Source organism: Neobacillus sp. 204, from assembly GCF_046562815.1.
In the GTDB taxonomy this organism is placed as follows: Bacteria; Bacillota; Bacilli; order Bacillales; family Cytobacillaceae; genus Neobacillus.
The window spans coordinates 17,246-36,664 of sequence record NZ_JBJORY010000001.1 but is presented as its reverse complement, the minus strand read 5'-3'; the positions used below and the strand labels follow the sequence as shown (position 1 = coordinate 36,664).

21 protein-coding genes are annotated in these 19,419 nt (G+C 36.7%); 4 read left to right on the top strand and 17 right to left on the bottom strand.

Annotated features, from left to right (window positions below):
* Window positions 1-341 precede the first annotated feature (341 nt).
* The 3 genes from ACJ004_RS00180 (at window position 342) to ACJ004_RS00170 (ending at window position 2,704) form a co-directional block, all read left to right on the top strand.
* Window positions 342-959 carry a DUF47 domain-containing protein gene (locus ACJ004_RS00180; protein WP_410890408.1) on the top strand — a complete coding sequence of 206 codons (618 nt, stop codon included), beginning with the start codon at window positions 342-344 and terminating at the stop codon, window positions 957-959.
* An 11-nt stretch (window positions 960-970) separates the two neighbouring features.
* Window positions 971-1,978, top strand: coding sequence for an inorganic phosphate transporter (locus ACJ004_RS00175; protein ID WP_410890406.1), 1,008 nt, complete (start codon window positions 971-973; stop codon window positions 1,976-1,978).
* Window positions 1,979-2,116: 138 nt separating this feature from the next.
* Window positions 2,117-2,704: a YitT family protein gene (locus tag ACJ004_RS00170; protein ID WP_410890405.1), complete on the top strand. Its 588-nt coding sequence runs from the start codon at window positions 2,117-2,119 to the stop codon at window positions 2,702-2,704.
* 67 nt (window positions 2,705-2,771) lie between these two features.
* Here the strand turns inward: ACJ004_RS00170 and ACJ004_RS00165 are convergent, their stop codons facing one another.
* From ACJ004_RS00165 to deoR, 10 genes are all read right to left on the bottom strand, one after another.
* Window positions 2,772-6,011: a hypothetical protein gene (locus tag ACJ004_RS00165; RefSeq protein ID WP_410890403.1), complete on the bottom strand. Its 3,240-nt coding sequence runs from the start codon at window positions 6,009-6,011 to the stop codon at window positions 2,772-2,774.
* Window positions 6,008-7,420: a glycosyltransferase family 2 protein gene (locus ACJ004_RS00160; RefSeq protein ID WP_410890401.1), complete on the bottom strand. Its 1,413-nt coding sequence runs from the start codon at window positions 7,418-7,420 to the stop codon at window positions 6,008-6,010. Before ACJ004_RS00160 ends, ACJ004_RS00165 begins: the two co-directional genes overlap by 4 nt.
* Before the next feature lie 3 nt (window positions 7,421-7,423).
* On the bottom strand, window positions 7,424-8,461 hold the full coding sequence (locus ACJ004_RS00155; RefSeq protein WP_410890399.1) for a HEAT repeat domain-containing protein: 1,038 nt from the start codon (window positions 8,459-8,461) through the stop codon (window positions 7,424-7,426).
* Between the two features lies 1 nt (window position 8,462).
* Complete coding sequence (locus ACJ004_RS00150) at window positions 8,463-8,900, bottom strand: response regulator transcription factor (RefSeq protein ID WP_410890398.1); 438 nt, start codon at window positions 8,898-8,900, stop codon at window positions 8,463-8,465.
* Window positions 8,901-9,143: 243 nt separating this feature from the next.
* Complete coding sequence (gene proC, locus ACJ004_RS00145) at window positions 9,144-9,947, bottom strand: pyrroline-5-carboxylate reductase (RefSeq protein WP_410890396.1); 804 nt, start codon at window positions 9,945-9,947, stop codon at window positions 9,144-9,146.
* Window positions 9,948-9,961: 14 nt separating this feature from the next.
* Entirely contained in the window at window positions 9,962-10,474 is a 513-nt protein-coding gene (locus ACJ004_RS00140; RefSeq protein WP_410890394.1) for a DUF3189 family protein, read from the bottom strand.
* Window positions 10,475-10,596: 122 nt separating this feature from the next.
* Window positions 10,597-10,995, bottom strand: a complete 399-nt coding sequence (locus ACJ004_RS00135; RefSeq protein ID WP_410890392.1) for a cytidine deaminase — start codon at window positions 10,993-10,995, stop codon at window positions 10,597-10,599.
* Between the two features lie 21 nt (window positions 10,996-11,016).
* Window positions 11,017-11,187 carry a DUF1427 family protein gene (locus ACJ004_RS00130; protein ID WP_410890390.1) on the bottom strand — a complete coding sequence of 57 codons (171 nt, stop codon included), beginning with the start codon at window positions 11,185-11,187 and terminating at the stop codon, window positions 11,017-11,019.
* 24 nt (window positions 11,188-11,211) lie between these two features.
* Entirely contained in the window at window positions 11,212-11,886 is a 675-nt protein-coding gene (gene deoC, locus ACJ004_RS00125; protein ID WP_410890388.1) for a deoxyribose-phosphate aldolase, read from the bottom strand.
* A gap of 147 nt (window positions 11,887-12,033) precedes the next feature.
* Window positions 12,034-12,975 carry a DNA-binding transcriptional repressor DeoR gene (gene deoR, locus ACJ004_RS00120; RefSeq protein ID WP_410890386.1) on the bottom strand — a complete coding sequence of 314 codons (942 nt, stop codon included), beginning with the start codon at window positions 12,973-12,975 and terminating at the stop codon, window positions 12,034-12,036.
* Window positions 12,976-13,236: 261 nt separating this feature from the next.
* On the opposite strand from deoR, the gene ACJ004_RS00115 reads away from it, so the two are divergent.
* Window positions 13,237-15,414, top strand: coding sequence for an MMPL family transporter (locus ACJ004_RS00115; protein WP_410890385.1), 2,178 nt, complete (start codon window positions 13,237-13,239; stop codon window positions 15,412-15,414).
* Window positions 15,415-15,472: 58 nt separating this feature from the next.
* On the opposite strand, the gene ACJ004_RS00110 is transcribed toward ACJ004_RS00115, so the two are convergent.
* From ACJ004_RS00110 to ACJ004_RS00080, 7 genes are all read right to left on the bottom strand, one after another.
* Window positions 15,473-15,814, bottom strand: a complete 342-nt coding sequence (locus ACJ004_RS00110) for a cupin domain-containing protein (RefSeq protein ID WP_410890383.1) — start codon at window positions 15,812-15,814, stop codon at window positions 15,473-15,475.
* A 148-nt stretch (window positions 15,815-15,962) separates the two neighbouring features.
* Window positions 15,963-16,511, bottom strand: a complete 549-nt coding sequence (locus ACJ004_RS00105) for a 2-oxoacid:ferredoxin oxidoreductase subunit gamma family protein (RefSeq protein WP_410890381.1) — start codon at window positions 16,509-16,511, stop codon at window positions 15,963-15,965.
* Window positions 16,512-16,514: 3 nt separating this feature from the next.
* Entirely contained in the window at window positions 16,515-16,766 is a 252-nt protein-coding gene (locus tag ACJ004_RS00100; protein WP_410890379.1) for a hypothetical protein, read from the bottom strand.
* Window positions 16,767-16,850: 84 nt separating this feature from the next.
* Entirely contained in the window at window positions 16,851-17,258 is a 408-nt protein-coding gene (locus tag ACJ004_RS00095; RefSeq protein ID WP_410890377.1) for a thiamine pyrophosphate-dependent enzyme, read from the bottom strand.
* A complete protein-coding gene (locus ACJ004_RS00090; RefSeq protein WP_410890376.1) occupies window positions 17,255-18,319 on the bottom strand; it encodes a 3-methyl-2-oxobutanoate dehydrogenase subunit VorB in 1,065 nt (354 codons plus the stop codon). Before ACJ004_RS00090 ends, ACJ004_RS00095 begins: the two co-directional genes overlap by 4 nt.
* A 19-nt stretch (window positions 18,320-18,338) precedes the next feature.
* A complete protein-coding gene (locus ACJ004_RS00085) occupies window positions 18,339-18,569 on the bottom strand; it encodes a 4Fe-4S binding protein (RefSeq protein ID WP_410890375.1) in 231 nt (76 codons plus the stop codon).
* A 15-nt stretch (window positions 18,570-18,584) separates the two neighbouring features.
* Window positions 18,585-19,262 (bottom strand): hypothetical protein, encoded by a 678-nt coding sequence (locus ACJ004_RS00080; RefSeq protein ID WP_410890374.1) that lies wholly within the window; start codon window positions 19,260-19,262, stop codon window positions 18,585-18,587.
* Between the last annotated feature and the right edge of the window lie 157 nt (window positions 19,263-19,419).

Here is a 19,419-nt window from a genome sequence, read left to right as displayed (position 1 = left end):
ACTTATTTTCATGCTACCTGTACCTATAAAGTACCCTATTTTCCTTTTTATACTCAGAAAAGAAAAATCTTAGCAAGGGTAACAAAGGGGTACATAAATACCTCGAATATAGGCAAAAGTAAAAAAGCCTCTATCCTTAAAATGAACTATTCAAAAATATTCAATGTTAAGATTTTGTAAATATACATAGACTTTGTTCCGTTAAAATGAACTATTCAAAAAATTCTAATGTTAAGTTTTTGTAAAGTTATATAGATTTTGTTTCTTTTTTCGACATTTTTCAGATAAAATTACTTGGGTTGGTGTACAACACTTGTTTAAATGAAAATGGGGGTAATCACATGGCATTCAAAAAAGTCGATAAATTCTCAGTATTACTTAGTAATATTTCTGCAAACCTAAAGGAAAGTGCAAATTTCTTTACAGATTACAAATTAAAAAATGTGAGTGATTTGAAAATTTTCTCAGAAAAAATGAAGGAACTTGAAACAAAAGGAGATACATATGTTCATGAAGTAATCAAAGAATTGAATGATGCCTTCATCACTCCAATTGAACGTGAAGACATTCTTCACCTAGCGATGAGTATGGATGATGTCCTCGATGGACTTGAGGGATGTGCTGCATTATTTGAAATGTACTCTATTACAAACGCAGATGACTTCATGAAGAAATTTGTGGATGCTATTCAAGGAAGTGTTCATGAAATTGACAAAGCTGTTGAACTTCTTTCAAATAAAAAGTTACAGCAAATAAGAGAACATGCCATTAAGATAAAAGATTTTGAATCCAACTGCGATAATATCTTACGCCAGTCGATTAAAAATTTATTTACGGTAGAAAAAGATCCAATCCGGATTATTCAATACAAAGAGATTTACGAAAACCTTGAAGATATTGCCGACTATTGCCAAACAGTTGCCAATACTCTCGAAACCATTATTATGAAAAATGCTTAAGGAGCAAACATATGAGCGTTGTATTAATTCTAACAATATTAATTGTAATTGGTGCCCTTGCATTTGACTTTATTAATGGTTTCCATGATACCGCAAATGCAATCGCAACCTCTGTATCAACAAAAGCTCTAAAACCACGCCAAGCAATACTTTTGGCAGCGGTAATGAATTTTGTGGGAGCATTGACATTTACAGGAGTAGCTAAGACCATCTCAAAGGATATCGTTGATCCATTTTCCCTAACTGGTGGTCATACCGGATCCATCGTTATTTTTGCAGCATTACTTTCCGCAATCATCTGGAACCTACTTACATGGTATTACGGTATTCCTAGTAGTTCTTCTCATGCAATTATCGGTTCTATTGCTGGTGCAGCCATTGCTGCAAAAGGATTCGAAGTCATAAAAGCAGATGGTTTTATTAAAATTCTCCAAGCATTAATACTATCACCTATTTTAGCTTTTACAGTTGGATACATTGTTTACAGCATTTTTAAAGTTGCCTTCAAGAACTTTAATTTAACCAAAACGAATCGAAACTTTCGTTTTATTCAAATTGCAACCGCGGCATTGCAATCCTATTCACATGGAACGAACGATGCACAAAAATCCATGGGGATTATCACCATGGCCCTGTTAGCTAATGGTTATCTTCATACTGATGAGGTTCCTTTTTGGGTACAACTCTCTTGTGCGATTGCAATGGGACTAGGTACCTCGATTGGGGGATGGAAGATCATTAAAACAGTGGGTGGGAAAATTATGAAGATTCGTCCGATCAATGGTGTTGCTGCAGATTTAACCGGTGCAGCCATCATTTTCGGAGCCACTTATATCCATCTACCAGTCAGTACCACTCACGTTATCTCTTCAGGGATACTAGGGGTAGGTTCTGCACATAGGCTTAAAGGAGTAAAATGGGATACAGCTCAACGGATGTTGATTACATGGGTAATTACACTACCAATTACCGCACTTTTAGCTAGTATCATTTACTTCATTTTAAATTTCTTCTTTTAAAAGTAACAACCAGAAAAATTTTCTGGTTGTTTTTTTTACCATTCTTTTAATTCAGTCTGTTTTTTTGACTATATCACTTCTAAATGTATCGAACTTTCATATTTTTATGTAAGAGGACAAGTTTTGGAGTGATGGAATGTGAAGGAAAAAATGGCAGCTATGCTGCTTGGGAGTATACTGTTAAGCCTTGGCGTGAACGGATTTCTAGTTCCCTACCACCTTCTTGATGGAGGCGTCATCGGCTTAGGACTAATCATCCATTATTTTTACGGGTGGCCGACTGGACTAAGTATTATTGTTTTAAGTCTTCCTTTATACGTTCTAGCTTGGTTTTTTGAAAGACGCTATTTCTACTATAGCCTCCATGGTCTGATTATTTCTTCTTTTTGTATCGATTTTTTTTCCTTTATCAATGGCAAAATCAATATAGGGATATTACCAAGCACCATCATTGGTGGCTTACTTGTCGGTATAGGGATAGGTCTTATGCTTCGTTATGAAACCAGTACGGGTGGGACAGATTTACTTGCACAATTGTTAACTAAATTTACTTCTATCAATATTGGCATCATCATTTTCTTAATAGATGGTCTTGTCATAACAAGTGGTATTCAGGTTGTTGGATTAGAAAAGTTCTTCTATTCTCTTCTCACAATCATATGTGTTGGCTTTATGACGACCCTAACTGTTAACAGAAACAATAATGAACATTTTCCTTACTATTAACCTAAAAGGGCAATAAAAAAGTAAAACGCTAGATCTTCACTAGCGTTTTACTTACCTCATTCTACCTTCACTTATTATCAATCGTTCGATAGGTCTCTTTCATAATTCCATATGATTTTTTCAACCGTTCATAATAGGCTGGTTCCTCCCACTTCTTCCAACTGTACAAAAATGTATCAGTTTGATGAAGCTGATTATTCCTTTGGATAGGTAAAGTCTGCATGACTTTCCCATGATCTGTTAGCACAACAGCCAGCCGAATTCCACTTGTTTCAACGCTGCTAGATAAACCTCTTTCCCATAGATCTCCCATTACTTCTTTCAAACTGGGATCTTTTACATTTAATAGCTGCCATGGAATCCTTCCTTCAATCACTTTTCTATCCTTACTAATGCTAACATCTGTTAAAGAGTCGAATTCTTTATTATTTGGATTGGCATTCCCAAACTTCAATTTTCCTGTCTCGTAACTTGCAAATGGAATAATTTCCTTTGTGGTTGGGATGGTTAATTCCTTATTAAGAGCAAGTCTAATGGGATGAAACACTCCGTTATTCTTTTGCTTCACATATGGCTGTTCCTCAACCATCTTCAGCAAATGAGCGTACTGATAATAAAATGTATCATAATAACTATCGACCATTATTCTTGAAGTCTCTGGCCCTGTAAGTTTGACTAAAAAATCAATTCCAAAGTCTGTATTTATTGAAAGTTTATTTTCTAATGGAATATGGTTTTGACCTTGTTGGTTGATGGAATCAAGCAGCAGGTACGTTGCTTGGTTACGGAAATCTACTGGACGATTATATTTTAATAGAAAATATAAATATCCATTATCTGAAGACAACCGTATGTCTTTTAAATTGACCTGCTTATCTGTCATATGAAAACCATTTTTTACTCCTGCCATCTCCCAATCCTTGGCATTACCGTCAACAAGGATTTCTGTTTCCTTTTTTCCTGGCTCAAATCCTATTAACCCAAAGTGCTGTTCATTTGTTTGCAAGTTATTCCAAAATGGTCTTCGATCGGGATTATCAAAATCCATGGTATTCCATGTTCGCTTAAACCATTCATCCTGCCAGGAGAAGACAAGTCCCCCCATGTAGCCTTCTTTAACAATCGATTCGTACAGATGCTTATTTATATTCCCTTGTTCTTCTTCTGAATGAAAACCCTGGTTCATTCCGTAAGCGTTCTTATGTGTTAACCCTCTGGAAGCTGGTACACCAAATTCTGCAACCAGCACAGGCATTTGATGGGCAGCTCGGAGGTCATTTAAGTAACCAGCATAATTATTTTTCTCACCTTTTGCATCGATATAATTAAGGTATGACTTCTCTAAGTTAAGAAAATCAGGATAATATGGGTAAATATGATAGGAAGCAAATAAACCTGAAGTAAATTGATGTGATGCTTTAATATGATTAGGATTCACTGAAACCATATCTTCGTTCGCCAATGGTTCAACTGGATGCTTCAACATATCAGTAGTAACCCAGTTCGTAAAACTCATTGAATGCTGCCACTGATATTGCTTTGCTTCATATTCAGCCGCATAGTCCATTAAACCTGCCAGCCAGATTTCAAAAGGATTAGCTGCTTCTGTTTTAAAGTAATCCCCTGTATATTGTCTAATTTCCGAGTGCTTATCATTTGTGTTATTCACCATAGCCGGGTCCCATTCAGTGCCGACAATAAATCCCAGAACATACTTTGAAATATCATAATTATAGACACCTGACGCATGTCCAGGCCGGTCCGGAATGTCTGCTTTACCATGGATAATATCAATCATATTTTTAATTTCCAGCTTTGCATCATCTCGATTTACTTTGGCAAAGGCATCCTGTGTCTGAATTAGATTCTCTTCATTAACCCATGTCCCATGAAATAAGAATAACGGCTTTTTAGCGATTTTGTTATATTCATAAAAGGATTCGTAAAATTGTGGTGGGTGGAGCGTGTAAATTCTAATTGCATTAGCATTCATTGCTCCTATTTCTTTAAACCATCGAAAGTATTCATCTTTTGTAATCGCCGTCTCCCCAGGAAAGTAACCGGGTTTTCCTATCCCCATGTTTACACCCTTAATTAAAAAATCTTCCCATTTCCCTCCCTTTTGAATTTGTATATAGGATTTTCCTGTTTTACTGTTTACTTTAATCCCATCACGTTCGACAATATTCACTTTTTCTTGATGGGTAACATGATGTAATCCATTTTTTAAAATGTCCTTCATCATAGGCACATAGGTTTCCCAATAAAAAGATCCGCCGGAACCAAAAGTCTTCTTCCAAGTATCCAAACCTTTAGTTTGGTAAATTCCTGGAACTTCAGCTTCGTCAGCAAAATCTCCTGAAAAGTAATAGGAAGAATATTTAGCATTTTGGTGATAGATAACTGCTGGAAAATAAGTTGGAATCCCATATCCCTTAAGTTTTTCTTTTGCTTGCGAAGTTATCGGCAGCGAATAGGCTGCCATAATTTCATTTTCATCTTTGGCCTGAATGATATCGAACCAATATGTATACTTTCCATCAATACGGTGAGTAAAATGTTTTCTACCGTTCTTTGTCAATTCAAAAAGAAGTCCTTCATCCTTAATATCCTTTTCAGCAACAACCACTATATAATTATTTTTACTAACAAAAACAAATCCCTCACCTGTAAACGACCATTTCTTATTTTGTTTCTCATAATTCTTTTTTACCCATTCAGGTACTTCTGTGCTTTTAAGGTCGGAAAAGAACCGTCCGATCCAGCCTGACCATTCAACATTAAGTAAATTAGAAATCTCAGCCTTTGATGATTCTGATGTAGGACTCGCAAACGTATTAAATTCTGCTATTAATGTTTTTCCTGTTGATTGAATAAGCTCCTTTTTTATTTGATTAACTTCACTGGATTGAAGTCCTCCATAAATCATTGAAGAATGTTTCCCTAACGGATTTTCGCCGAAAAACTCCTCTTTATATACTCCATATTGATCCGTTAAATAGATTACATCGTATTTTTTTAAATCCTTTGGCAAAGGAGCAATCGTATATTTCTTCCCTTCCTTTGGTTCAAATCCTTTATAATCATCAGTAACCGAATATGGTTTTTGCCCGTTTATAAAATATTTAGCATTATTTAGAATCCAAACCAAACCTTTATGTTCTCTATAAGAAGAATTTGGAACGGTCTTATCGACAATTAACATGTTTAATTTTTTTACGGGTTGAATTTGCCATAGCCAAAAGGGACAAGTAATAATAATTAAAAAAAGAACGGTATAAATGATTAAATTAACTGGTTTTTTCATTCGGAAACACCTTTTCTTTTCATTTCTCCCCAACTGCGATCACCTATGATCATCTGCCAAATTCCCTCACATCTCCAATACACGGTCAGCGGCCTGTACCAAATGGTTTCTGTTAAGGAATATAAAAATAACTTCATGATATCTGATACTTTTGGATACTTGGTTAGACTCCATTCTTCCAATAGAACCGATGTCATCGAAAAAACAGAACCATATAAACAGGAGAGGAGAAATAACAAAATTGCAAATTCTATATAGCTGCCTCCAAGAAATAAACAAAGTATCATGAATAGGTAGCCTAAGAATTCAATAACTGGCCCAAAAAATTCGACAATCCAAAAGTAAGGGAAAGATACTAAACCAATCGAACCGTATTTAGGGTTAAATGTAATTTTCCTATGAGTCCATAAGCTTTCAAGTAATCCTCTATGCCAGCGTCTCCTCTGTCTGCGGAGGAATATCATGTCCTCAGGAACCTCAGTCCAACAAACAGGATCCGGTACATAGACAATCTTTTTCTTTATTTTTTTTTCCTTTAAGAGTCGATGGATCCTAACAACTAATTCCATATCTTCTCCGACCGTATCTGTTTTATAGCCACCTGCAGTAATCACCCAGTGCTTCGAAAAAACGCCAAATGCACCTGAGATAATTAATAGAAGATTGTGCCTGCTCAAGCCAATTCTCCCCATTAAAAAGGCACGTAAATATTCGATGATTTGCATAACAACCAAAGGTTTATTTGATAACCCGATTTTTTGAATATGACCATTTTTGATTTGGCAGCCGTTCGCAATTCGAACACTTCCACCCGAGGCAATTACCTCTTCATTTGAATCAATAATGGGCTTCATCACCTTTAAAAAGGCATCCTGTTCCAGAACAGAATCGCCATCTAACGAACAAAAATAAGGGTAATGGGAAAAGTTAAGACCGACATTAAGAGCATCCGCCTTTCCACCATTTTCTTTATCAATGAGAAATAAATTTGATAAAATATCAGATTGATATATCCTGCCAATTGGTTTGGTATCCACTTGCTTTCTAATCACTTTTTTTATTTCCTGCATATCATAGTGCTCTATTACTTTTGCAAGTGTTTGATCGGTTGAACCATCGTTCACCACAATCACTTCAAATGTTGGATAATTTACACTTAATAATGAACGGACACTCTGAATAATCCCTGCTTCTTCATTGTAAGCTGGTACAATAATTGAAACTGGTTTTGTATAAAATTCATCCGCATAATCTTCAAATGCTTGAACTCTGTCAAGTTGATACCCCTTCCGCAGCTGGAAAAAAGAGATAACCATAATAACAGAGTAAAAAGAAATGACAATCACCATATATACAGCGATAAACCATGCAAATACGGTTACAACATTTCCCCACTCTAAAATCGCCATTTTCTAAACCCCTTTATGAAGCCATTCCCATGCCATATCCTTAGCAAATGCATCTTTAGATTTTTCGTATACTTCTTGCAAAATCTGGTGCCCATTTGGAAATTGGCAAATGGCTTGTCCTGCTTGTGAACGAACCCACCACGTTTGATCATGCAAAAGTTCAATTAACCTTGATATCCCTTTAACTTCTTTTAATGCACCAATAAGTTTGGCCGCAACCATTCTTTCTTCCCAAATAGTAGAATAAAGAAGTTCTAAGTAGGGTTCTGTATTTTTTACATATCCTATTTCTGATAAAGCTTTTAAGGCTCGAAGTCTAATTTCCCCTTTATATGTCGAAAAGATATTTTCAAGAAACGGAAGATAATTGGTTTCTTTTTTTATAGAAATTACATCAAGAATGGCTTTTTGTAATGGCGTACTGCTTTTATGAAAATGTAGAATAAATTGTTCAAATTGTTGCTGCTCAAGCTGGACTAAAATTGTACGGTATTCAAATTCAGAGAAAGACTGGTAGTGGGTTATTATCATTTCAAAGAAATATTCATATTGAAATAAGGCAAGGATTCTCAAAGAATGAATAAGTTCTTCATGGGAAAGCTTCTTTTTCGTTGTTAGCAAATAGATATCATCAATCAGTAGATTTAGTTTGAAATCCTCAATATGATAGAGAGTATTCATCCGTTGACTCCACTTCTTACTTTTAAGTTGCTTTTGATAATATTCTGCTAAATACATGGATGCTAACTCCGATAAACGTTTCTTTTCATCTTCGCCTTCTAAAATTTTGCTAAACCTGCTTAATAGTTCTTCGATGGCTTTCTGTTCAAGTACTGATTTAGGAGACAGTCCCCTAGAATACCCCCCCTCCATTAGCATTGTAAAAAGTATGGATTGATAATTTTCGATAAAATGCTCAATCGCTTTTCTATTTTTTATATCTATTGTTTTTCTTACCATTAAATATATTAATAAAACCACTAACAGCCCTAAAATGGTTATCGTGAGAATGGTTAGGAAATATAACTCATTATTTAGCATGCTATTTCATCCTTTTGATTAACCGTTCTATCCTTGCTTGAAGTTCTTTTATACTAAAAGGTTTGGTCATATAATCATCTGCCCCAAGCTTTAATGCTTTTTCAATGTCCGCCATTCTTTTTCGCCCTGTCAACATAAGGATATGAATATTTGTTCTATTTTCTAATTTTTTTACCTTCTGTAGAATTTCGACCCCATCCATGATAGGCATAACACCATCGAGGATAAGAAAGTGTTCTCCTTTTTCGATAATGCGGTTTGATTCAAAAAATTGTAACCCATCTTCATATGCAACAAGATCTAATTCATACTGATCAAAATTCATCACCTTAAGTATTTTCATTAGGATGGATCTAATAATCGCATCATCATCAATAATCGAAACGAATAAGGTTTCTTTAGATACACTTTCAACTTTTAACTCATTATTAAATTCCATAATCGACCTACTCCCTGAATGAAAATCGTTTAAAGCTGAATAAAGATTTTTCTCTTTGTTTGATTGATTGGTTTTACTATTCCCTTTTTTCTTAACATTTTTAAGGTATCTAAAGTTTATTATTAATAAAACCATGTGTCACTATAAAATTGCAGAATATGTCGAAAAATAATATTTTTCGACGAATTTTCTTAGGTTGAAAGTGCAAAAAAGGATCCAGTAAACTGGATCCCGAAATGGTTATTATATAAGACTTTTAACTTTATTTGTACAGCTGTCCATTGCCGCCATAATCGAGCCCCGAAATTGCTTTTCCTCTAGAGTAACAACAGCCTCAATAGTTGCACCACCTGGAGTACATACATTATCCTTCAATTCTCCAGGATGTTTCCCTGTTTCTAGAACCATTTTTGCAGCCCCTAGAACTGCTTGAGCTCCAAGCCGATACGCTTGAGCCCTAGGTATTCCTTGCCTTACTCCTCCATCAGCCATCGCTTCTATTAGCATATAAACATATGCGGGAGAGGAACCACTGATAGCAGGAACCGCATCCATTAGCTTTTCTTCCAACCGTTCGGTTTTACTAAAAGTCTGGAACAAACGCTCCACCTCAATGATCTCTTGTTCGGTGAGATACTCATTCGCACATATCACACTCATACCTTCACCAACTACAGATGGAGTGTTAGGCATTGTCCTTATGGACTTTACTGGGAAACCAAATGAATGCTCAATATCTTTTAATGTAATTCCAGCAGCAATCGTTACTATGATTGCTGTTGGTTTTATATCTTTCTTGATTTCCTCGATTATACTTGCATATAGATCAGGTTTCACCGCAATTATAAGAATGTCGGCAAACGTTGCAACATCTCTATTATTTAATGAAGTGTATATTTCGTACTTTTGATTAATAATCTTTGTCGTTTCTTCTGTCCTGGCACTTACCATGATGTTTTCTTTGGGAATCGTTAATGACTTAACCATTCCCTCCATCATTGCCTGAGCCATTTTTCCCGCTCCAATAAAACCTATGTTCTTTTTCACGTCAATCTCCCCACTTATTTAAACATTTCATTCTCCAATACGATGATATTTTCCTTGTAAGTTGTTCTCCCTATGTCTTTTGTATTTTCCACTAGCCTGTATACCTTATCACAACATTGTTTAGCACCTGCAACTAATAAAGGCACACCAATAAAATCAATTTTTAACCCCCTGGAGAAAAATCCACCCATGGACATGGCAAAAGGTACGGTTGGTGAAGTATTGGAGAAAATGATTTTTTCATCAAATTTAAATTTTTCTTGCAGCAACAAACTCATTTCTTTTAATGCAGGAACCACATATTTGTTTCTTTTCCGTCCAATCGTATAAACAGAATTTCCATCTTCATCAATTCCATGGAAAATAAGCTTTCCAAAATCAGCTTTGGTCAATTTATTGAAATACTTCGCATTTAATATTTCTTCTGTTGTCAGTTTTCGTTCGGATTGTGGTAAATTTTTTAAATGGTAGGCCGCTGCTAAAGAAGTTGTATGAGTTCCGCCATAATCATTATAAATATAAATCATCATATCATCCTTTTAATTTTTACTATGTATAGTATGCTCTAAATTGCAGATGCCAATTCAAGGTAACTTTCCTCCCTATAAAAAAGAGAAGTTTATCCCAATTGGATAAACTTCTCTTCTACTTATTTAGTTAAATCCTGAGGTGAAAAAGCTCCTGGAAGTAGGTCCTTTACTAGGACTTTTTGTAAATCACCTTTTAAATTAGTAAGCACTACTTCCATTTCAGGATCACAAAGCTCAGAGATCACTTGGCGACAGGCACCACAAGGAGGTACAGGTCGATCGGTGTCTGCCACGACAACGAGTGAATCAAATTGTGTAATCCCTTCAGAATACGCTTTAAACAAAGCAGTTCGCTCTGCACAGTTAGTCATACCATATGCTGCATTTTCAATATTGCAGCCATGGAATACTTGACCTTCTCTTGATAATAGAGCTGCACCGACTTTAAAATTAGAATATGGTACATAAGCAAACTCTCTTGCTTTATTTGCTTCAACGATTAGGTCGTTCGTTTCCATCATGTTCACCCTCGCCAAAATTTAATGCTGAACTAATTTGGTTATCCATTCAAGGATTACACCGCCAAAGTACACCCCAAAAACACCTACTACTGCTGAAAAAACTGGGGGTGCAGGTAAAGGAAGTTTTAAGAATTTAAACAACATACCCACTATTAGACCGGCAATTAATGCCATTATTACGTCTCTCATAGAATTAACCTCACAATAAGATTTTTAGTAATTGCTTAGAGATAACTCACCTTTACTAATTGAAACACCAGAACTTGCACCAATCCGAGTCGCTCCTGCTTCAACCATTGCTAGTGCATCCTCACGGCTGCGGACTCCACCAGAAGCTTTCACACCAATTTCTGGGCCAACGGTTTGACGCATCAAGCGAATATCCTCAACAGTTGCCCCTCCTGTTGAAAAGCCTGTTGATGTTTTTACATAGTCTGCCCCAGCCTTTACAGAAATTTCACATGCTCTAATTTTTTCTTCTGTTGTTAACAGGCACGTTTCGATAATTACCTTTACTAATGCTTTTCCTTTAGCAGCCTCAACGACCGCATGGATATCTCTTTCCACCAAATCGTCTTGCTTACCTTTTAGGGCACCAACATTAATTACCATATCGATTTCATTGGCTCCATTTTCAATAGCATTTTTAGTTTCAAATGCTTTTGTTTCTGGTGTTGCTGCCCCTAGAGGAAAACCAATTACTGTACATACTTTTACTTCAGGAGTATCAGCTAGCATTTCAGAAGCTGTACGAACCCAAGTAGGATTCACACACACGGACGCAAATAAATATTCCTTAGCTTCTTCCACTAATTTTACAATTTCTTCTTTAGATGCATCTGCCTTTAATAATGTATGATCAATCATTCTTACTACTTTCTGTGTCATATTCTTTGTCCCCCTAATAATGAAAAATTTATATATAAAAATTTAATGTCGATTATCACAATGTAACTATATCAAACACACTGAACATTTGTAAATACATTTATGAACAAATGTAAAATATTTTTTCTTCATAAAAAATGTTAGTTTTTAATTCCTATCAAGCAAGAATTGTGCGGTAAACTGATCCGTAATAAGCACGTTTGCATATTCGCCTTTTAATGCGCCATATATACCCTCAATTTTATTGGGCCCGCCTGCTACAAGAATGGACTGATCCTTTCTCTTCAAATCCTCTAAATTTACTCCGAGTGTTCGCTCATTAAGACTCTCGTTGCATATTTGTCCGTTTTCATCAAAGAAACGAGAGCAAATATCACCAACCGCTTTACCATAAAGGGATTCCAGGTCACTCTCAGTAAAATAGCCTAACTGAAATAATAAAGAGTCTGTTTTAATTGGACCAATGGTAAATAGAGCAATATTCGCCTGACTTCCTAACTCAAGGATTTTTCGGATATGACGATCTGCCTCCATTGCCTGTTTTACAACCACATGGTCCACAATTGCAGGAAGCGGAAGGTTGTGCGGTGTAGTGTGAAATGCTTTACCAAAAAGATATAAAATCTCTGATGCGTAGGTATTTGTTTCAGCGTGACTAACACCACCCTTTAGTTGGACAACCTTTACTCCTTTTACAAATTTCTGCTTTAATTCAACCGCAATATGATAGAGAGTTGTACCCCATGTCACACCAATGATGTCATCATCTTTAACAATTTGATCTAAGTAAATGGCCGCTTTTTCTCCAAGGTAATTTTTTATCATGTGATCTTCATATTGTGGAATCGATGCGACAATTACTTTCTTAAGATTGAACTTTTTTTCAAGTTGTGTTGCAAGGTTCTCAACATCTTGTGTTGGATCTAATATATTGATTTGGACAATACCATCACTTTTTGCCTGCTGCAATAAACGCGATACAGTGGGACGGGAAATGCCTAGTTTTTTAGCAATTTCATTTTGATTATAATCCAATAAATAATAGAGCTTGGCGGCTTCAATGACTTTTGTTAATTTTTCACGATCCACTGTTATCACCTTTTATATAATATTTTCTCTTTATTGTAACAAAAAAAACAAACGATATCACAGATATTAAACATTTGTAAAAGTTATAATGAATTTTATTTCAGATTTATAAACGAAGCTTAGACTGGAAAATGAATTTTCAGCAACTATTATGGGGAACATTTATTAAGATATTATCGGGTTAGTCACGAGGAAATAGACATGAAAGAGTCATCCGTTATTCATCCGTTCTTCTGTATACTTATATAAGGAGGCGATACTGTGCAGAAATTTGGCGGGTATATTTACCGAAATCGTAAGTGGGTACTCGTAATTTGGGTGATCGTTATTTTACTCTTAGGGACGTTTGCATTAAAACTGCCGACCGTTCTTAGTGGAAATGGTTTTGAGTATAAAGGTGAATATAATAAAACACGTCAACTTCTCGAACAAGAGTTCGGACATTCTAAATCCTCCATTATTCTGGTCTTTGCAAAAAACAAAAACGTCAGAGATGAGGATTTCAGACAATTTATTGCAGCCAATTTTGAAAAATTAAAAGGCTTTGATGACGCGAAGCAAATTATTTCCCCTTTGGAACGGGATGGAATGATAAAAGATCAATATGCCTATGGGCTTCTTTCTTTTAACAAGGATGCTGAAAACCTAGGGAAAGAAATTACCGAATTAAAAACTTTACTTATAAATAAAACAGGTCTAAAGGTAACAATGACCGGGGAACCGATTATTGTCCAAGACCTTAATACTGCAAGCCAGGAAGATTTAGCGAAAGCGGAAATGATTGGTCTGCCTATTGCTTTAGTAGTTCTTATCCTTGCCTTTGGAGGTCTTATTGCTGCATCTCTACCCATTATCATTGGGGTAGTTTCCATATTATGTACAATGGGAACCGTTTACTTTTTTAGCTATGGTGCTAATTTATCAATCTTTATTTTAAATATTGTTCCAATGATTGGGTTGGCGTTAAGTATTGATTTTGCCTTGTTATTTATTAATCGATATAAAGAAGAATTGAAAATAAAGTCGATAAAGGATGCACTTGAAATAACAGTTTCAACTGCCGGTCGGTCCATCATCTTTTCAGGACTCTGTGTCTTTATTGGTCTATCCGCGTTGTGGTTTATTAAAATAGATATTTTTCAGAATGTTGCTCTTGGCGGAATGACCGTTGTGTTAATTTCTGCCGTTTGTGCATTAACTTTTCTTCCCGCACTGCTTGGCGTGTTGGGAACTAAAATCAACAAATTAAGTATTTTGCCAGTAGTGGACAAGCAAACAATAAGTTTTTGGCACAAGTTTGCAAAATTTGTAATGAAGCGCCCAATTCTTATGTCAGTAGCAGCCCTGGCTATTCTTTTTGCAGGATTGATACCTGTGAAACAAATGATTTTAACAATCCCCGGCACGGAGTCCCTGCCGCCAAATTACCCTTCAAGAACAGCCTTAGAAATATATAAAGACCATTTTGTTGCGAAAGAAAAACGAGAGGAGAAAAAAGTGATAGTCATCCTTGAATCGAAAGGTAATATTCTTGAGCAAAACAATCTTAAAAAAGTAAATAACGTGATTAAAAACTTTGAAAAAGATACACTTGTGCAAACGGTAAACTCTCCTTTTTCTGCAACTGGATTAAAGGACGAAAAGCAACTTTATCAAGCACTCACCTACGGGAATAAAACAAAGTCAGCCCCGATCAGGAACTACTATATTAGAGATAATAAAATGCTCATAGAGGTATATTTAAAAACAGGTGAACATTCCGCTAAAGCAAGACGATGGGTAAGTGAATGGTCTAATAGGGATTTAGGCTTAAAGGCTGGATTTGGCGGGTCGATTAAATTTGAACAAGAAATTTTTTCTGAAATATACCAAAAAGCACCAGACGGACTATTAATGATTGTGATTTCTACTTTGGTCATTCTAATAGCAGCTTTTCGCTCCATTCTTATTCCATTGAAAGCAATTCTAATGAACGTATTAAGCCTTGGATGCACCTTTGGAATCCTTGTCTGGATTTTCCAGCAAGGTCATTTTGGCCTTACACCTGTGGATATTGCGTTAATTTTACCTGTATTTGTTTTCACGCTGGTTTTTGGACTTTCAATGGATTACGAAGTGTTTCTCATCTCGAGAATTCAGGAATTTTATTTAAAAACCGGAGATAATAGTGAAGCGACAATTTCTGGTTTGACCTATACTAGTAAAATTATTACTTCAGCTGCAGCTATAATGATCGTCGTGACCGGCGCCTTTGCCTTTACCGGTGTTATGCCAGTTAAGCAGCTAGGTGTAGGGATTGCCATAGCTATCTTTATTGATGCAACCATTGTGAGGATGGTGTTAGTTCCAGCACTGATGAAACTACTTGGCGATTGGAACTGGTGGTTTTTTGGAATAAAAAATAAAAAACAGCTGATGAATAGAAAAAAGCCAGCCTAAGGGCTGACTTTTTTCTATTTTTTCCGATCATTATTGCAGAGGGTTAACATTGTATTGGTTAAATGTTCTTTGCATAAAGATCACTCGGGATTCTGCTTAAAACCACGTACAAACTTACTGGTTCTTTCCCAGTATTATTAAAAGACATTTCTTCATGGCTGTTAACATGGATTAAATCTGCCTCGGAAACCTCTGCTTCTTTTCCATCAATAAAAATTGTTCCATTCCCTGCAACGACATAAATATATACTTCAGTTCCTGGATGTTTATGTGTTGGCAATTGTTGACCTGGTAAAAAATTCAATACAAAAGCTGTCGTTTCACCTTTTTTATAAATAATCCTTTTTGTGAATTTTTCTTCACTATATTCCATATATGCCTTAACTGAATTCTTTTCCATTCATAATTCCTCCTTATGAATCTCTGTTCACTTCTATAATAATTGAAAATGATTTTCAATTAAGTGAACCTAATCACTTAATGTATTGTGTCACAAACTTTATATAAAAATAGGCAAAAGCCAGCTATTATTCAGCTGGCTTTTCGGCTTATGTTCTAACCACTTCTAAAAGTGAGGCTCCCTTTTGTAGTGCTTTTTTATTGATCTCTAGTAAATGATGCTTATCTGAAGAAAGAACCTTTTTTAATGACTCCAGCACGGATTCTGGAGAAACGATTCTGGTAGATTCCAAAAACGCCCCTAATAAAATCAAATTAGCAACTCGAGCATTTCCAAGATCGTTGGCGATATCCGTTGCCGTCAATTCAATGATCTTTATATCTTTTCGTTTTGAATTTCTTACCACTATAGAAGAATTGACAATTAATAGCCCGCCGGGACGAACTCTAGGCTCAAATTTATCAAATGAAGGATTATTTAAAACAATCGCTGCAGATGGAGTTGTAACAAGCGGTGAACCCACTGGCTCATCACTGACTATAACCACACAATTGGCTGTCCCTCCTCGTTGTTCGGGTCCGTAAGAAGGTAGCCATGAAACACCTTTTCCTTCCAGCATTCCAGCATAAGCAATCAGTTGCCCCATAGACATGACACCTTGACCGCCAAAGCCTGCAATGATAATCTCTTCAAGCATCGGTTATTTCCCTCCCTTAAAAACACCAAGAGGATATACGGGAACCATACTTTCCTTCACCCACTCCAGTGATTCAGCAGAGTCTAGTCCCCAATTGGTTGGACAAGTTGATAATACCTCTATTATAGAGAACCCTAGCCCTTTTTTCTGTGTTTCAAACGCTTTGCGGATTGCACTTTTTGCCTTTTGTATATGTTGAACATCATGGGATGAAACACGTTCAATATAAGCAGCTCCATCTAGTGTGGCTATCATCTCACATACCTTTATTGGCGATCCTTGGAGGCTGACATCCCGGCCGAATGGTGTAGTGGCCGTTTTTTGGCCAATAAGTGTTGTTTATGCCATTTGTCCTCCCGTCATGCCATATATGGCATTATTAACGAAAATTACTGTTATATTTTCCCCTCTTGCAGCCGCATGGATGACTTCACTTATACCGATCGAAGCAAGGTCGCCGTCTCCCTGGTAAGTAAACACAAACCGATTAGGTAAAACCCGTTTCACTCCGGTTGCTACTGCAGGGGCCCTGCCGTGTGCTGCTTGCGTCATATCACAATTAAAATACTCATACGATAACACTGAACATCCGACCGACGCGACGCCAATTGTATCTTCTAAAATATCCATTTCTTCTAATACCTCACCAACTAGACGATGGATGACACCATGGGTACAGCCAGGACAGTAATGTGTAGGTTTATCAGTCAATCCGCTTGTTTTTTTAAACACAGTCTTCATTGTCATACTGATCCCCCTCCTGCAATGGTGATAATCTTTTCGTAAATTTCTTCTTGAGTTGGGACTACTCCACCTGTCCTGCCGAAAAAGTCCACCGGAGCATGGCCATTTACAGCAAGTCTTACATCCTCAAGCATTTGCCCTGCGCTCATTTCTACGGAAATATAGGCCTTAACTCGATCCCTAGTTTCAATAAACGGCTTTTCAGGAAATGGCCAAAGTGAAATTGGCCGTATTAACCCCACTTTTACGCCATTTTGTCTTGCTCTATTTAAAGCATTCATTGTAATTCTTGCAACTGTTCCGAAGGCAACCATAATATAGTCCGCATCATCCGTGAGATAAGTTTCATATCGTACTTCGCTTTCTTTAATTCGGGCAAATTTCTGCTGCAGACTCCAGTTTCGCTTCTCTAAACCCTCCGCGTCGAGTTCAAGTGAGGTAATAATTTTCGGACCGCCATCGCCGCGTATTCCTGTTGTTGCCCAATCCTTTTCTATTTCCTCCCGATTGGACTGTTCCCTAAACTCAACCGGTTCCATCATCTGGCCTAGCATCCCATCGCCCATCAAAATGACTGGTGTTCGGTAGCGGTCAGCGATATCAAAGGCATGTTGTGTTAATTCGACGATTTCCTGCAAGCTTGCTGGAGCAAGAACAGGTATATTATAGTCACCGTGTCCGCCGCCTTTTGTAACTTGGAAATAATCAGATTGAGCAGGCTGTATATTGCCTAAGCCCGGTCCCCCGCGGACAATATTACATATTACAGCAGGAAGTTCGGCACCGACTAAATAAGAAATGCCTTCTTGTTTTAGGCCAAAGCCTGGACTTGAGGAAGAAGTCATGACTCTGACACCTGTACTCGCTGCACCATATACCATGTTGATGGCCGCTATTTCACTTTCTGCCTGAAGAAATAACCCTCCTACTTCTGGAAGCCTTCTAGCCATATAGGCAACCAATTCACTTTGGGGTGTAATTGGATAACCAAAAAAATATTTACATCCTGCATGAACTGCAGCTTCAGCAATTACTTCATTTCCTTTCATTAGCACTTTCCCCATAGATAACGCTCCCTTCGAATCACACAGTCTGTAATATTTTTACCTGTCGGTAAACAGCAATAACAGAATCTGGACATATTTGTGCACATTTTGCACAACTGATACAATTCTCCTGGTCGATAACCGTTGCCGGTCGATATCCTTTTCCATTCAAATAGTCTGCTAAAAAAATAACGTTTGTTGGACATACTTGAACACAAAGGCTACAAGACTTGCAGATATCCTCATTAAAAATGACCCTTTTTTCCATAAAAGATCTCCTCCTTTATCCTTCCCATGGCGATTTCATATACCGATCAATAAATACAACGTTATGGTTGGCCGCAAACTCTTGTGCATCATCCTTCAGGTGTTTTGAAATAGACGTATACAAAAGTGGAATTTTAAGACTTTCTGCCAGTTCATTGGCTAACTCAAAGCCTGTTTGAATATCTTGCATTCTTGTTTCAATCCCGATATTTGAATTATTAATAATCCCTGTTACTTGGAGTCGAGAAGCCTTTTCAATCTGTTCCACGGTAAACAACGCCCCATCTAAGGTACTAACATACGGTCGATTCTTATTTAGGACAAAAAGAAGTTCTGGTCTTAATTCCTTCCATTCGTGATAGTATTGTCCAAGTGCTGTTGCGCCGTCTTTATCACCACCAGCATCGACAATTAATCTGTATCTATGATCATGCAAAACACGATAAATTTCTCCAGATACTATGGGCAGGTCTGATGTGGCAAGATGACTTTTTGGTGAAATTAATTCAATATCATGTTGCAAAAAAGTACCTGCTACATCCCGAGAGCGATAGTACGGGTTAATAATATCTAAATCATTTATGGCGACTTTTTCAAACCTTTGTCTTTCAGTTAAGGCTAAATTAATAGCAATCTCTGTTTTCCCGCTTCCAAAATGACCTGATAAAATGGTAATCTTTCTTTTTGGATTCATCGATAGAATCCCCCCTTAAAAATCGTAAGCGTTTCCAATATCAAATCCTAAAAAATTTTCCAATAATACTCTCTTTCCATTATATGATAAAGAGAAATCAAACCGCTTTGATCAAAGTCACATGTCACTTGATTGTCAAAAAGAATGGGCAGCGCAC